This is a genomic window from Tenacibaculum sp. TC6 (assembly GCF_050606265.1).
Classification (GTDB): Bacteria; Bacteroidota; Bacteroidia; order Flavobacteriales; family Flavobacteriaceae; genus Polaribacter.
Genome location: NZ_JBOCUK010000052.1, coordinates 1 through 15,067 on the forward strand (window position 1 = coordinate 1; position 15,067 = coordinate 15,067).

The window sequence follows — 15,067 nt, forward strand, 5'->3', positions numbered from 1 at the left end:
GTGTGCGCTTTTTCTTGTGTGGACTCGTATTCATAAAATAAGTCTAATTTGTGTCAACTTATTTCAGGACGGGACAATCTAAATAAAAAAGGGAACTAAAATGTTCCCTTTTTTTATGCTTCTCCCGTAGTTCCTCCAAAGTTCATTGGAATTGGTGGTTGCTCATAATCTTTTATTTCACCATGAGATTGCTCAAACTTACGTACATTTTCTGCTAAAGCCTTTGCTAATCTTTTTGCATGTTGCGGAGTTAAAATAATTCTCGACTTTACCTTAGCCTTCGGAACACCCGGCATAATATTAATAAAATCAACAATAAATTCGGCTACTGAATGATTAATAATAGCCAAATTACTATAAGTTCCTTCTGCAATTTCCTGATCTAACTCAATGTTTAATTGAGGTTCGTTATTAGTATCCTCCATGAATATATTAGTTTAAAAAGAAAGACCTCTAAAATAGAGGTCTTTTCATTATTTTACAAAGTTATTATAAACTTCTTTCTATTTCATCTTTTGGCCCTACGATTAAGTTATCATAGTCTCTCATTCCTGTACCTGCAGGAATTCTCTTACCTACAATTACATTTTCTTTTAATCCTTCTAAGTGATCAACTTTACCGCTTACCGCAGCTTCGTTTAATACCTTAGTAGTTTCCTGGAACGACGCCGCAGAAATAAATGATCTTGTTTGTAAAGATGCTCTTGTTATACCTTGTAATACTTGCTCTGCAGTTGCAGGTTCAGCATCACGAGCTACTACCAAGTTCTTATCTGATCTACGTAACAATGAGTTTTCGTCTCTTAACTGACGAGCAGTAATCATTTGACCTGCTTTTAATTTATCAGAATCTCCCGAATCTTCAACAATTTTCTTTCCGTAGATTTCATCATTTTGCTCGATAAAGTCATTTTTATGAACTAATTGATTTTCTAAGAATAAAGTATCTCCTGAATCAATAATTCTAACTTTACGCATCATTTGACGTACTACTACTTCAAAGTGCTTATCATTAATTTTTACCCCTTGTAAACGATATACGTCTTGAATTTCATTTACTAAGTATTCTTGTACAGCAGATGGTCCTTTGATATTTAAGATATCTGTTGGTGTAATAGCTCCATCAGATAATGGCATTCCCGCTTTAATGAAATCGTTCTCTTGAACTAAGATTTGATTAGATAACTTAATTAAGTATTTCTTGATCTCACCTGTTTTAGACTCGATAGCAATTTCACGATTACCTCTCTTAATTTTACCAAATGATACTACCCCATCAATTTCAGCAACTACTGCCGGGTTAGAAGGATTACGTGCTTCGAATAACTCTGTTACACGTGGTAAACCTCCTGTAATATCTCCTGCTTTACCAGATTTACGTGGAATTTTCACTAATGTTTTACCAGCTTCAACTTTTTCACCATCTTCTACAATTAGGTGAGCACCTACCGGTAAACTGTATGAACGTAATGCACTTCCGTCTTTATCTTCAATAATTAATGATGGAATAATTTTCTTATTCTTAGAATCAGTAATTACTTTTTCTTGGAATCCTGTTTGTTCATCTATTTCTACAGAGTAGTTAATACCTTGCTCTAAATTGTCAAACTTTACTTTACCTGTAAATTCAGAAACAATAACTCCGTTAAATGGATCCCATTGACATATTACATCACCTTTCTTAATTTCAGAACGATCTTTATTGAAAATAATAGAACCGTAAGGAATGTTATTAGTTGCAATAGTTACTCCGGTTTTCTTGTCAATAATCTTCATTTCAGCAGTACGAGAAATTACAATATCAACTGCTTCTCCAGAATTATCTTTTCCGCTTACTGTACGTAAATCATCGATAACAACGTTTCCGTCATATTTAGCGATTAATTGGTTTTCTTCAGAAACACCTGACGCTACCCCTCCAACGTGGAACGTACGAAGTGTTAACTGTGTACCAGGCTCTCCAATAGACTGAGCAGCAATAACTCCTACAGCTTCTCCTTTTTGAACCTTTTTACCTGTTGATAAACTTTGTCCGTAACACTTAGCACAAATACCTTGAGAAGATTCACATGTTAATGGAGAACGTACATCTACTCTATCAATATCAGCTTCCTCAATTACGTCCGCTAATTTTGGTGTAATCAATTGGCCTGCGTGTACTAAAATTTCATCTGTATTTGGTCTGTATACATCATATAATGCTGTACGTCCTGAAATTCTCTCACTAATAGACTCAACGATTTCGTCATTTTTCTTTAATGGAGTAACTTCTAATCCTCTTAATGTACCACAATCATCTTCATTTACAATTACATCTTGAGAAACATCAACTAAACGACGTGTTAAGTATCCGGCATCAGCTGTTTTTAAAGCCGTATCTGCAAGACCTTTACGAGCACCGTGCGTAGAGATAAAGTATTCTAAGATTGATAACCCTTCTTTAAAGTTAGAAAGAATCGGGTTTTCAATAATTTCTCCACCACTAGCTGTCGATTTCTTAGGTTTTGCCATCAGACCACGCATACCTGTTAACTGACGAATCTGCTCCTTAGAACCACGCGCTCCAGAATCAAGCATCATATATACTGAGTTGAATCCTTGTTGGTCTTCACGTAAACGTTTCATAGATAACTCAGTTAATTGGTTATTGGTTCTACCCCAAATATCAATTACCTGGTTATAACGTTCTTTCTGAGTAAGCATACCCATGTTATAGTTCATTATGATTCCATCCACTTCTTCGTTAGCTTTTGCAATCATATGATGTTTTTCTTCAGGAATAATGATATCCCCTAATGAGAATGATAATCCACCTTGGAAAGCGAATTTATATCCCATATCTTTAATATCATCTAAGAATTTACCAACAGCAGGAATATCAGTTACTTTTAATATTCTACCAATGATATCTCTTAACGATTTTTTAGTTAATACCTCATTGATGTATCCTGCTTGTTCCGGTACTACTTCATTAAATAATACTCTACCCGCAGTAGTTTCAATAATTTTAGTAACTAATTCTTTCTTTTCGTTAAGGTCTTTAGTTCTTACTTTAATGCTAGCATTTAAGTGAACTCTCTCTTCGTTATAAGCAATAGTTACTTCTTCCGGAGAGTAGAAAGTTAAACCTTCTCCTTTAATTGGCACTTCAGGAGTTGATTTACGCTCTTTAGTCATATAGTAAAGACCTAATACCATATCCTGAGAAGGTACCGTAATTGGAGCTCCGTTTGCAGGGTTTAAGATATTATGGGAAGCTAACATTAATAATTGTGCTTCTAAAATAGCCTCTGGTCCTAGCGGTAAGTGAACCGCCATTTGATCCCCATCGAAATCGGCGTTGAATGCCGTACATACTAACGGGTGTAAACGAATTGCTTTACCTTCAATTAATTTTGGTTGGAATGCTTGAATACCTAAACGGTGTAACGTAGGGGCACGGTTTAATAATACCGGATGACCTTTAATTACATTCTCTAAAATATCCCAAACAACAGGATCTTTTCTGTCTATAATTTTCTTAGCAGATTTTACTGTTTTTACAATACCTCTTTCAATTAATTTACGAATTACAAAAGGTTTGTATAATTCAGCTGCCATATCTTTTGGCAATCCACATTCGTATAATTTTAACTCAGGTCCAACAACAATTACCGAACGAGCAGAGTAATCAACACGTTTACCTAATAAGTTTTGACGGAAACGACCTTGTTTACCTTTTAAACTATCAGATAACGATTTTAGAGCTCTGTTAGATTCTGTTTTTACTGCTGACGCTTTACGTGTATTATCAAATAATGAATCTACTGATTCTTGTAACATACGTTTTTCGTTACGTAAAATTACTTCAGGAGCTTTAATCTCCATCAAACGCTTTAAACGGTTGTTACGGATAATTACACGACGATATAAGTCATTCAAATCTGAAGTAGCAAAACGACCTCCATCTAATGGAACTAACGGACGTAATTCCGGTGGAATTACCGGTACCACTTTCATAATCATCCACTCAGGCTTGTTTTCTCTGTTAACCTTAGCTTCTCTGAATGCTTCAACAACATTTAAACGTTTTAACGCTTCGTTTTTACGTTGTTTAGAAGTTTCGTTATTTGCTTTATGACGTAACTCATAAGATAATTCATCTAAATCAATTCTTTCTAATAAATCGATTAAACACTCTGCTCCCATCTTAGCAATGAACTTGTTAGGATCAGAATCTTCTAAATATTGATTATCTTGTGGTAACTCGTCTACAATATCTAAGTATTCCTCTTCTGTTAAGAAATCCATTTTTTGTAATGGCACTCCTTCAGCATTTTTAGCAATACCCGGTTGAATTACTACGTAACGCTCGTAGTAAATAATCATATCTAACTTTTTAGACGGTAACCCTAAAAGGTATCCCATTTTGTTAGGTAATGATCTGAAGTACCAAATGTGAGCCACCGGTACTACTAAGTTAATATGACCAACTCTATCTCTACGAACTTTCTTTTCTGTTACTTCAACACCACAACGGTCACAAACAATTCCTTTATATCGAATTCTTTTATACTTACCACACGCACACTCATAATCTTTTACCGGACCGAAAATACGCTCACAGAATAATCCATCTCTTTCAGGTTTGTGTGTACGGTAATTAATAGTTTCTGGTTTTAAAACCTCACCTTTTGAAGCCTCTAAAATAGACTCCGGTGAAGCTAAACCAATTGAAATTTTGTTAAACTTCTTAACAGTGTATTTTTCGTTTTTTCTTGCCATAATAATGGATTCGAATTAAAAATAAATGTCTTGTATAAAGACTGATATTGAAAAAATGATTTGCCTCAGAGCCTAAGCTCTGAGACATTTCACTGTGATTATTCTTCTAATTTAACGTCTAAACCTAAACCTCTAAGTTCGTGTAATAATACGTTAAATGATTCTGGTAAACCTGGTTCCGGCATAGCCTCACCTTTTACGATACTTTCGTAAGTTTTAGCTCTACCTAATACGTCATCCGACTTAACCGTTAAGATTTCACGTAAGATACTTGATGCTCCATATGCCTCAAGTGCCCATACCTCCATCTCTCCGAAACGCTGACCTCCAAATTGTGCTTTACCTCCTAATGGCTGTTGCGTAATTAATGAGTAAGGTCCGATAGAACGAGCGTGCATCTTATCTTCAATCATGTGTCCTAACTTAATCATATAAATTACCCCTACAGTTGCAGGTTGGTCAAAACGTTTACCGGTTCCACCATCATATAAATAAGTGTGTCCGAATCTTGGAATTCCAGCCTTGTCTGTTAATTTATTGATTTCATCTAAAGAAGCTCCATCAAAGATAGGCGTAGCATATTTTTGCTCTAATTTTTGACCAGCCCATCCAAGAACTGTTTCATAAATCTGACCAATGTTCATACGCGATGGTACCCCAAGTGGGTTAAGAACAATATCTACAGGTGTTCCGTCTTCAAGGAAAGGCATATCTTCTTGACGTACAATACGTGCTACAATACCTTTGTTTCCGTGACGTCCTGCCATCTTATCTCCTACTTTTAATTTACGTTTCTTAGCTACATAAATTTTAGCAAGTTTTAAAATACCTGCCGGTAATTCATCTCCTACAGAAATAGTAAATTTCTCACGACGTAAAACCCCTTGTAAGTCGTTTAACTTAATTTTATAGTTGTGTACTAATTCTACAACTAATCTGTTTACATCTTTATCAGTAGTCCAAGTTCCGTTTAAATGTGTAAAATCTTCAACAGAGTTTAACATTTTTTGAGTAAACTTCTTACCTTTTGGTAATACTTCTTCACCTAAGTCATTAAATACTCCTTGTGAAGTTTTTCCGTTTACTAATTCGAATAACTTGTTAACTAATTTTTCTTTTAATTCTTCAAACTTAGAAACAAATGATGCTTCTAAAGTAGCGATAGCTTCTTTATCACGAGCACGTTTGTTTTTATCTTTTACAGCGCGTTTGAATAATTTTTTATCAATTACTACACCTCTTAAAGATGGTGAAGCTTTTAAAGATGCATCTTTAACATCTCCTGCTTTATCTCCAAAGATAGCACGTAATAATTTTTCTTCAGGTGTTGGATCAGATTCTCCTTTTGGGGTAATTTTACCAATTAAGATGTCACCAGGATTTACTTCTGCTCCAATACGAATCATACCATTTTCATCTAAGTCTTTTGTAGCCTCTTCTGAAACGTTTGGAATATCATTCGTTAATTCTTCAGCACCTAACTTCGTATCACGAACATCTAATGAATATTCATCAATATGAATAGACGTAAAGATATCTTCACGTACTACTCTTTCAGAAATCACAATAGCATCCTCGAAGTTATACCCTTTCCAAGGCATGAAGGCTACTTTCATATTTCTTCCTAAAGCTAATTCACCTTGTTGTGTAGCATATCCTTCACAAAGTACTTGTCCTTCTTCAACTCTATCCCCTCTTTTTACAATAGGCTTTAAGTTAATACAAGTTCCCTGGTTAGTTTTTCTAAACTTAATTAAGTCATACACTTTTTCATCCGGGTCAAAGCTTACCATACGCTCTTCATCAGATCTATCGTACTTAATAATAACTTTATTAGCATCAACGTATTCTACAACTCCCGCTCCTTCAGCGTTAATTAAAATACGTGAATCTTTAGCTACTCTTCTTTCTAAACCTGTACCTACAATTGGAGACTCAGGACGTAATAATGGAACTGCCTGACGCATCATGTTCGATCCCATTAACGCACGGTTTGCATCATCATGCTCTAAGAAAGGAATTAACGATGCTGAAATTGAAGCGATTTGGTTAGGAGCAACGTCCATATAATTAATAGCTTCCGGAGTTTCAACAGGAAAATCTCCTTCTTCACGCGCAATTACTCTGTCTGTTCCAAATGTGCCATCAGTATTAATTGGTAAGTTAGATTGTGCAATCTTCATACCTTCTTCTTCTTCTGCTGATAAATAAATAGGTTCTTCCGGTAATACAATCCCTTCTTCTACCTTTTTATAAGGAGTTTCAATAAACCCTAAGTTATTTACTTTAGCAAATACAGCTAACGAAGAAATTAATCCAATGTTTGGTCCTTCAGGTGTTTCAATCGGACATAAACGTCCATAATGTGTATAGTGAACGTCACGTACCTCAAATCCTGCTCTTTCTCTTGATAAACCTCCAGGTCCTAAAGCCGATAAACGACGCTTATGAGTAATCTCTGCTAACGGGTTCGTTTGATCCATAAACTGAGATAACTGGTTAGTTCCAAAGAACGAGTTAATTACTGAAGATAACGTTTTAGCGTTAATTAAATCGATTGGAGTAAATACTTCGTTATCACGAACGTTCATTCTTTCACGAATCGTACGTGCCATACGAGCTAAACCTACACCGAATTGACCTGCTAATTGTTCACCTACAGTTCTAACACGACGGTTAGATAAGTGATCGATATCATCTACTTCAGCCTTTGAATTGATTAACTCAATTAAATACTTAATAATAGTAATGATATCATTTTTAGTTAATACTTTTTGATCTAAATCTTCATCTAAACCAAGTTTAGTATTCATTCTAAAACGTCCTACCTCACCTAAGCTGTATCGTTGCTCTGAGAAGAACAATTTTTCAATAATTCCTCTTGCTGTTTCCTCATCTGGCGGTTCAGCATTACGTAATTGTCTATATATATGCTCTACAGCCTCTTTTTCAGAGTTTGTAGGATCTTTTTGTAATGTATTATGAATGATGGCATAATCTGCTTGCTGGTTATCTTCTTTATGTAATAAGATAGCTTTAGCACCTGATTCGATTATTTCATCAATGTGTTCTTTTTCTAAGATGGTATCACGGTCGAAAATAATTTCGTTACGCTCAATAGATACTACTTCTCCAGTATCTTCATCTACGAAATCTTCGTGCCATGTTTTTAAAACTCTTGCTGCTAATTTTCGCCCTAATACCTTTTTTAATCCAACTTTAGAAACTTTAATTTCCTCAGCAAGATCGAAAATTTCTAATATATCTTTATCTCTTTCAAAACCTATGGCTCTGAATAACGTTGTTACTGGTAATTTTTTCTTTCTATCAATATAGGCATACATAACCTGATTGATATCGGTAGCAAATTCAATCCAAGATCCTTTAAAAGGAATTACTCTTGCTGAATATAACTTTGTTCCATTGGCATGGAAAGATTGTCCAAAGAATACACCAGGTGAACGGTGTAACTGAGAAACCACAACACGCTCTGCTCCATTAATAATGAATGTTCCAGAGTTTGTCATGTATGGAATTGTACCTAAATATACATCTTGAACAATAGTTTCAAAATCTTCGTGTTCAGGATCGGTACAATATAATTTTAAACGCGCTTTTAAAGGTACACTATATGTTAATCCTCTTTCAATACATTCTTCAATACTATACCTAGGTGGGTCAACAAAATAGTCTAAAAATTCTAATACAAATTGATTACGTGTATCTGTAATCGGAAAGTTATCCATGAAAGTCTTGTATAAACCTTCATTACCTCGCTCTTCAGCCTTAGTTTGCAATTGGAAAAAATCTTGGAAAGATTTTACCTGAATATCTAGGAAGTCCGGATAGTCAGCTCCTAATTGCGATGACGCGAAGTTTATTCTTTCAGTAGTGTTTATCGTTGCCAAAAGAGATACTATTTTTAAATTAAAAATATATTTTTTGAAACTAAATGTTTCAATAATGCAATTTTTATTGCAACAACCGACTGTTAATCAGTTTTTTATAGTCGTAAAATCACATAATAAAAATATGTGATAAGATAAAGAACGAATATATACACAAAATGGTTTAGGCCAAGGACATAAGTCCTTGGTACCTAAACCTTTATTGTTTTCCCCGTTAAAACGGGAGAAGTAATTACTTAAGCTCTACTTCAGCTCCAGCTTCTTCTAAAGATTTTTTAAGACCTTCAGCCTCATCTTTAGATACACCTTCTTTTACAGGTGATGGTGCGCTATCAACGATTTCTTTAGCTTCTTTTAATCCTAAACCAGTTAATTCTTTAACTAATTTAACAACAGCTAATTTAGAAGCACCTGCTGCTTTTAAGATAACGTCAAATTCAGTTTTCTCTTCTGCTGCTTCACCTCCACCAGCAACTGGTCCTGCTACTGCTACTGCAGCTGCAGCTGGCTCAATACCATACTCTTCTTTTAATATATCAGCTAATTCATTAACTTCTTTTACTGTTAAGTTAACTAATTGTTCTGCGAAATCTTTTAAATCTGCCATTTTAATTGTTTTTTGAAAATTTTATTATTTAGTTTATTAGTGCGCTTAATTATTTTTCTGATAATGTTTTTAAGATACCAGCTAATTTACCACCACCTGATTGAAGTGCAGAAACAACGTTCTTAGCAGGCGATTGTAATAACATAATGATATCTCCAATAAGTTCTTCTTTAGACTTAATGTTAACAAGAGCGTCAAGTTGATCATCACCAACATAAACTGCCTCTTCAACATATGCCCCTTTAAATAAAGGTTTGTCTGATTTTTTTCTGAACTCTTTAATAACTTTAGCAGGTGCATTTGCAACCTCAGCTATTAACATTGAAGTATTACCTTTTAATATCTCCGGTAACTCACCAAAATCTTTATCAGAAGCTTCCATTGCCTTAGAAAGCAATGTGTTCTTCACAACAGCCAATTTAACGTTAGCCTTAAAACATGCTCTACGTAAGTTAGATGTAGCCGTAGCATCTAATCCAGAAATATCTGCTAAATAGATGGTGCTTGAATCTGCTAACTGTGCTGTTAAATCTTGTATTACTTGTGATTTTTCCTCTCTAGTCATGATTAAAAAGTTTTAACTGCCTTATGATACAGATTTTACATCTACTGCAACACTAGGACTCATAGTTGAAGACATGAAAATACTCTTGATATAAGTACCTTTTGCTGCTGTTGGCTTTAATTTAATAAGTGTTTGAACTAATTCGTTTGCGTTTTCAGCAAGTTTTTGAGCATCAAAAGACGCCTTACCAATTGCTGCGTGCACAATACCAGTTTTATCTACTTTAAAGTCGATTTTACCAGCTTTTACTTCTTGTACAGCTTTAGCAACTTCCATAGTTACTGTACCAGTTTTTGGGTTTGGCATTAAACCTCTTGGCCCTAAAATACGTCCTAAAGGTCCTAATTTACCCATTACACTTGGCATAGTGATGATAACATCAACATCTGTCCAACCTCCTTTAATTTTTTGAAGGTATTCATCTAATCCAACATAATCAGCACCAGCTGCTTGAGCTTCTGCTTCTTTATCTGGAGTAACTAAAGCTAAAACTTTAACATCTTTACCTGTTCCGTGTGGTAATGTTACAACCCCACGTACCATTTGATTTGCTTTACGTGGATCTACTCCTAAACGTACAGCGATATCAACAGATGCATCAAATTTTACATTAGTGATTTCTTTTACTAAAGCTGATGCTTCATTTAAATTATAAACTTTAGAGTTGTCAATTTTAGCACGAGCCTCTTTTTGTTTTCTAGTCAATCTTGCCATTTTCTAAATCTCTTTTAAGTTTATGCAGGAGCATCACCTGTTACTGTTAATCCCATAGAGCGAGCTGTACCGGCAATCATAGTCATTGCAGACTCGATTTCGAAAGCATTTAAATCTGCCATCTTGTCTTCTGCAATAGTTCTAATTTGATCCCAAGTAACACTTGCTACTTTCTTTCTGTTAGGCTCACCTGAACCTTTCTTAATTTTGGCCGCTTCCATTAATTGTACTGCAGCTGGTGGAGTTTTTACAACAAACTCGAAAGATTTGTCTGTATAAACTGTGATAACAACAGGTAATACTTTACCTTGTTTGTCCTGTGTACGAGCATTAAACTGCTTACAGAACTCCATGATGTTAACACCGGCAGCACCTAAAGCGGGTCCAACTGGTGGCGACGGATTCGCAGCACCTCCCCTAACTTGTAGTTTTACTAATTTACTTACTTCTTTTGCCATTGTTTAAGATTTAACGATGCATTTAATTTTGGAAGCTTAAAACACATCTAAATAAAATATATAATAGGTGTAACAATTATATTTTCTCTACTTGCATGTAATTAAGCTCAAGTGGTGTTTTTCTTCCGAAAATCTTAACCATTACTTCAAGCTTACGTTTTTCTTCATTTACATTTTCAACAGTACCATCAAATCCATTAAATGGTCCGTCAATAACCTTTACAGTTTCTCCTACGTTATAAGGTATAGCAACGCTATCATCTTTTACAGACAATTCATCTACTTTACCTAGCATTCTGTTAACTTCAGATTTACGCATTGGTACAGGATCACCGCCTTTGGTTTCTCCTAAAAATCCAATAACTCCGGTTACAGATTTAATAACGTGAGGTACTTCTCCTGCAAGATTAGCTTCTATCATTACATAACCAGGAAAATAAACACGCTCACGGTTTATTTTCTTTCCGTTTCTTACTTGAATAACTTTCTCTGTAGGAACTATAACTTGGCTAACAAAATCAGACAACCCATGACGAGCAATCTCAGTCTCGATATAAGATTTCACCTTATTTTCTTGACCTCCAATAGCTCTAACCACATACCACTTCATCACCGACTCTGTCATCCTTAAAACATTTTAAAGAAGTTATCTAATCCTAATTGAAATACCTTATCAATTGCAGCAACTACTAAAGAAAAAACAATAGTAAAAGCAGCAACAATAACTGTTGACTTTTGAGCTTCTTCTCTAGATACCCAAGTCATGTTTGTGTTTAATTCTTCGAAAGAATCTTTGATGTATTGTATAAAGTTGCTCATGTCTTTTTATCCTTTTAACGAGCTGCAGTAAAACTACAACTCGCTCTAGACTTGCACGGGTTGAGAGACTCGAACTCCCGACACCTGGTTTTGGAGACCAGTGCTCTACCAACTGAGCTAAACCCGTATTTCATTTTAAAGGAGTCTCTCTTGAAAAGAGACTCCTTATAATTTATGATTAAACTATAATTAGTCTAAAATTTCAGTTACCTGACCAGCTCCAACTGTTCTACCTCCTTCACGGATAGCGAACTGTAAACCGATGTTTAATGCGATTGGTTGGATTAAATCAACTGTAATAGTTAAGTTATCACCTGGCATAACCATCTCTACTCCATCAGGTAAGTTAATAGTACCTGTTACGTCTGTTGTACGTACGTAGAATTGAGGACGATAGTTATTGTGGAATGGAGTGTGACGTCCACCTTCTTCTTTCTTTAAGATATACACCTCAGCTTTAAATTTAGCGTGTGGAGTTACAGAACCTGGCTTAACGATAACCATACCTCTTTTGATATCTTCTTTTGCAATACCTCTTAATAAGATACCTGCGTTATCTCCAGCTTCACCTCTATCTAAGATTTGACGGAACATTTCAATACCAGTTACTGTAGAAGTTAATTTCTCAGCACCCATACCGATGATCTCAACAGGATCTCCAGTTTTGATAACACCAGTTTCGATACGTCCAGTTGCTACTGTACCACGACCAGTAATAGAGAATACATCTTCGATTGGCATTAAGAATGGCTTTTCAGTATCTCTTGGTGGCTCTTCAATCCAAGTATCAACAGCTTCCATTAATTCTAAAACTGTATCAACCCATTTTTGCTCACCATTTAAAGCTCCTAAAGCAGAACCTTTAATTACAGGACCATTATCTCCATCATAGTCATAGAAAGATAATAAGTCTCTTACTTCCATTTCTACTAACTCTAATAACTCCTCATCATCAACCATATCCACTTTGTTTAAGAAAACAACGATACGTGGAATACCTACCTGACGACCTAATAAGATGTGCTCACGAGTTTGTGGCATTGGACCATCTGTAGCAGCAACTACTAAGATAGCACCATCCATCTGAGCAGCACCAGTTACCATGTTCTTTACGTAATCCGCGTGACCTGGACAGTCAACGTGAGCATAGTGACGGTTAGCTGTAGCGTACTCTACGTGAGAAGAGTTAATTGTGATACCTCTTTCTTTTTCTTCAGGAGCGTTATCAATTTGATCAAATGCTCTTGCTTCAGAATATCCTGCGTCTGCTAATACTTTTGTGATTGCAGCAGTTAAAGTAGTCTTACCGTGATCTACGTGACCGATAGTACCAACGTTTAAGTGCGGTTTCGAACGATCATAAGTTCCTTTTGCCATGATTATTAATTTTAATTCTTAGTTAAATATATTTAGTGTTACTTTAAAACCTTTTTTAAATAAACTCTAAAAGAGCCAATGACGGGATTTGAACCCGTGACCTCATCCCTACCAAGGATGCGCTCTACCAACTGAGCTACACCGGCTTGGAAAATTTAGAGCGGGAGACCGGGTTCGAACCGGCGACATTCAGCTTGGAAGGCTGACGCTCTACCAACTGAGCTACTCCCGCCTAAAAATATCAAGTGGGGAGAGCAGGATTCGAACCTGCGAAGTCGTAAGACAACGGAGTTACAGTCCGTCCCATTTGGCCGCTCTGGAATCTCCCCAAAATTATACAATATTTTTATGAACTTTTAAGAGCCGATAGAGGGACTCGAACCCACGACCTGCTGATTACAAATCAGCTGCTCTAGCCAGCTGAGCTATATCGGCTTTTTACTGTAAAAAACAGTCCGCTATTTCTAACGGACTGCAAATGTAAAAAGTAATTTTTAATTTTTAAAACTTTTTTCAATTATTTTTTATGATGCTAGTGTAGTTCGTAATTTTTCTTTTGATTTTTGAAGCTGCCTCTTTAAAGATTCAACCCCTACACTTACACCTTCTTCAAAGGTTTTACATTGTTTTTTTACCATTAATTCATTTCCTGGTATGTTAATTTTAACTTCAGTTATTTTATTTTCTTTCTCACTTGTCTTCTGTACTTTTAGAAAAACTTCAACATCAACAATCTTATCATGGAATTTTTCTAAACCTCCTACTTTCTTTTCAATGTAGTTTAACAATTTTCTGTCTGCAGTGAAGTTAACTGATTGCGTAAATACCTTCATAATCTTCCAATTTTTATTTAGACCCTCTAGGGTGAGCCTGATTAAACACTTTTTTTATTTCTTCCAAGCTACTATGTGTGTAAACTTGAGTAGAAGCTAAGCTTGAATGCCCTAGCAATTCCTTAACCGAATTTAAAGACGCTCCATTATTAAGCATATGGGTTGCGAATGCATGTCTAAGGATGTGTGGACTTTTTTTAACCTTAGTTGATACCCTACTAAAGTACAAATTTATTATTCGATAAACAAGAGTTTCATATATTTTAACACCCTTTTTAGTTACTAATAAGTATTCATTAACATTCTCGCTTTTTAGCTCCTTTTTTTTACTCAAATATGCCTTAATCGTATCTATAACAAAAGGTAATAAAACCACTAATCTTTCTTTATTCCTCTTTCCCAGAACTTTAATTACCCCCTGCATACAATCAACATCTTTTTCTTTTAAGTTCACCAACTCAGCTCTTCTTATCCCTGTTGAATACAACAACTCCACAATCAAACGATCTCTCACCCCTTCAAAATCTTCTTTTTCAGTTAAAATATTTAATACTTCCTCTATTTCCTCTTCAGTAAAAGGGGTACTAATCTTTTTTTGAACTTTTAAGGCTTTATGTTTTGCTAATGGATTTACATCCACTTCTTCTATTTTCTGTAAAAATGTATAAAATGTTTTTAGAGAACTCATTTTTCTATTAACACTTCTATTCGTTACTCCTCCATTCACCAAAGAAACGATCCAGCCTCTTATTTGATTATAATGGATCAAAGACAAATCATCATCTTCAAAACTTTCTACACAATATTCTTGAAAGTCAATTAAATCGTTTTTATACGCTGTTACAGTATGTTTTGAATATTTCTTCTCATATTCCAGATATTCTAAAAAAGCGGTTATAAGCATTTTAAACAGTAAAAAATTGTTGCTATCAAAATTAGTCAAAAGTATGTGTCGTCCTAAAAAACCATTACAGTTTTTTAGTATGATTAAAGATATAAAATCTCTCAACAAACATGTGTTT

At 35.1% G+C, this 15,067-nt stretch carries 12 protein-coding genes and 5 tRNA genes; all 17 read right to left on the reverse strand.

What is annotated here, in order from left to right:
• Positions 1 to 113: 113 nt before the first annotated feature.
• Positions 114 to 425, reverse strand: coding sequence for a DUF3467 domain-containing protein (locus ACQY1Q_RS16565; RefSeq protein ID WP_431006447.1), 312 nt, complete (start codon positions 423 to 425; stop codon positions 114 to 116).
• A gap of 64 nt (positions 426 to 489) precedes the next feature.
• Entirely contained in the window at positions 490 to 4,764 is a 4,275-nt protein-coding gene (rpoC, locus tag ACQY1Q_RS16570) for a DNA-directed RNA polymerase subunit beta' (protein ID WP_431006448.1), read from the reverse strand.
• A 98-nt stretch (positions 4,765 to 4,862) separates the two neighbouring features.
• The gene (gene rpoB, locus ACQY1Q_RS16575; protein WP_431006449.1) at positions 4,863 to 8,672 is read right to left on the reverse strand and encodes a DNA-directed RNA polymerase subunit beta; all 3,810 of its coding nucleotides are present in this window, start codon (positions 8,670 to 8,672) and stop codon (positions 4,863 to 4,865) included.
• 232 nt (positions 8,673 to 8,904) lie between these two features.
• Positions 8,905 to 9,279, reverse strand: coding sequence for a 50S ribosomal protein L7/L12 (gene rplL, locus ACQY1Q_RS16580; RefSeq protein ID WP_431006450.1), 375 nt, complete (start codon positions 9,277 to 9,279; stop codon positions 8,905 to 8,907).
• 49 nt (positions 9,280 to 9,328) lie between these two features.
• A complete protein-coding gene (gene rplJ / locus ACQY1Q_RS16585) occupies positions 9,329 to 9,844 on the reverse strand; it encodes a 50S ribosomal protein L10 (RefSeq protein WP_431006451.1) in 516 nt (171 codons plus the stop codon).
• 21 nt (positions 9,845 to 9,865) lie between these two features.
• Positions 9,866 to 10,558, reverse strand: coding sequence for a 50S ribosomal protein L1 (gene rplA / locus ACQY1Q_RS16590; RefSeq protein WP_431006452.1), 693 nt, complete (start codon positions 10,556 to 10,558; stop codon positions 9,866 to 9,868).
• A 20-nt stretch (positions 10,559 to 10,578) separates the two neighbouring features.
• On the reverse strand, positions 10,579 to 11,016 hold the full coding sequence (gene rplK / locus ACQY1Q_RS16595) for a 50S ribosomal protein L11 (RefSeq protein ID WP_431006453.1): 438 nt from the start codon (positions 11,014 to 11,016) through the stop codon (positions 10,579 to 10,581).
• 76 nt (positions 11,017 to 11,092) lie between these two features.
• Positions 11,093 to 11,641, reverse strand: coding sequence for a transcription termination/antitermination protein NusG (nusG, locus tag ACQY1Q_RS16600; protein ID WP_431006454.1), 549 nt, complete (start codon positions 11,639 to 11,641; stop codon positions 11,093 to 11,095).
• Positions 11,642 to 11,643: 2 nt separating this feature from the next.
• Entirely contained in the window at positions 11,644 to 11,835 is a 192-nt protein-coding gene (gene secE / locus ACQY1Q_RS16605) for a preprotein translocase subunit SecE (RefSeq protein WP_431006455.1), read from the reverse strand.
• A gap of 54 nt (positions 11,836 to 11,889) precedes the next feature.
• A tRNA-Trp gene (locus ACQY1Q_RS16610) sits at positions 11,890 to 11,962 on the reverse strand.
• Positions 11,963 to 12,024: 62 nt separating this feature from the next.
• Positions 12,025 to 13,212, reverse strand: coding sequence for an elongation factor Tu (gene tuf, locus ACQY1Q_RS16615; protein WP_431006456.1), 1,188 nt, complete (start codon positions 13,210 to 13,212; stop codon positions 12,025 to 12,027).
• Between the two features lie 73 nt (positions 13,213 to 13,285).
• Positions 13,286 to 13,358 (reverse strand) — tRNA-Thr (locus ACQY1Q_RS16620).
• A 13-nt stretch (positions 13,359 to 13,371) separates the two neighbouring features.
• Positions 13,372 to 13,444 (reverse strand) — tRNA-Gly (locus ACQY1Q_RS16625).
• 14 nt (positions 13,445 to 13,458) lie between these two features.
• A tRNA-Tyr gene (locus ACQY1Q_RS16630) sits at positions 13,459 to 13,541 on the reverse strand.
• Positions 13,542 to 13,573: 32 nt separating this feature from the next.
• Positions 13,574 to 13,647: transfer RNA gene (locus tag ACQY1Q_RS16635), tRNA-Thr, on the reverse strand.
• Positions 13,648 to 13,736: 89 nt separating this feature from the next.
• The gene (hpf, locus tag ACQY1Q_RS16640; RefSeq protein WP_431006457.1) at positions 13,737 to 14,045 is read right to left on the reverse strand and encodes a ribosome hibernation-promoting factor, HPF/YfiA family; all 309 of its coding nucleotides are present in this window, start codon (positions 14,043 to 14,045) and stop codon (positions 13,737 to 13,739) included.
• A gap of 13 nt (positions 14,046 to 14,058) precedes the next feature.
• Complete coding sequence (locus ACQY1Q_RS16645) at positions 14,059 to 14,949, reverse strand: tyrosine-type recombinase/integrase (protein ID WP_431006458.1); 891 nt, start codon at positions 14,947 to 14,949, stop codon at positions 14,059 to 14,061.
• Positions 14,950 to 15,067 lie beyond the last annotated feature (118 nt).

Bases quoted from the DNA above. Each gene is read 5' to 3' on its own strand.
- ACQY1Q_RS16645 (WP_431006458.1), bottom strand. From the start codon at position 14,949: ATGCTTATAACCGCTTTTTTAGAATATCTGGAATATGAGAAGAAATAT.
- rplA (WP_431006452.1), bottom strand. From the start codon at position 10,558: ATGGCAAGATTGACTAGAAAACAAAAAGAGGCTCGTGCTAAAATTGAC.
- rplJ (WP_431006451.1), bottom strand. From the start codon at position 9,844: ATGACTAGAGAGGAAAAATCACAAGTAATACAAGATTTAACAGCACAG.
- ACQY1Q_RS16565 (WP_431006447.1), bottom strand. From the start codon at position 425: ATGGAGGATACTAATAACGAACCTCAATTAAACATTGAGTTAGATCAG.
- rplL (WP_431006450.1), bottom strand. From the start codon at position 9,279: ATGGCAGATTTAAAAGATTTCGCAGAACAATTAGTTAACTTAACAGTA.
- hpf (WP_431006457.1), bottom strand. From the start codon at position 14,045: ATGAAGGTATTTACGCAATCAGTTAACTTCACTGCAGACAGAAAATTG.
- nusG (WP_431006454.1), bottom strand. From the start codon at position 11,641: ATGACAGAGTCGGTGATGAAGTGGTATGTGGTTAGAGCTATTGGAGGT.
- tuf (WP_431006456.1), bottom strand. From the start codon at position 13,212: ATGGCAAAAGGAACTTATGATCGTTCGAAACCGCACTTAAACGTTGGT.
- rplK (WP_431006453.1), bottom strand. From the start codon at position 11,016: ATGGCAAAAGAAGTAAGTAAATTAGTAAAACTACAAGTTAGGGGAGGT.
- rpoC (WP_431006448.1), bottom strand. From the start codon at position 4,764: ATGGCAAGAAAAAACGAAAAATACACTGTTAAGAAGTTTAACAAAATT.
- secE (WP_431006455.1), bottom strand. From the start codon at position 11,835: ATGAGCAACTTTATACAATACATCAAAGATTCTTTCGAAGAATTAAAC.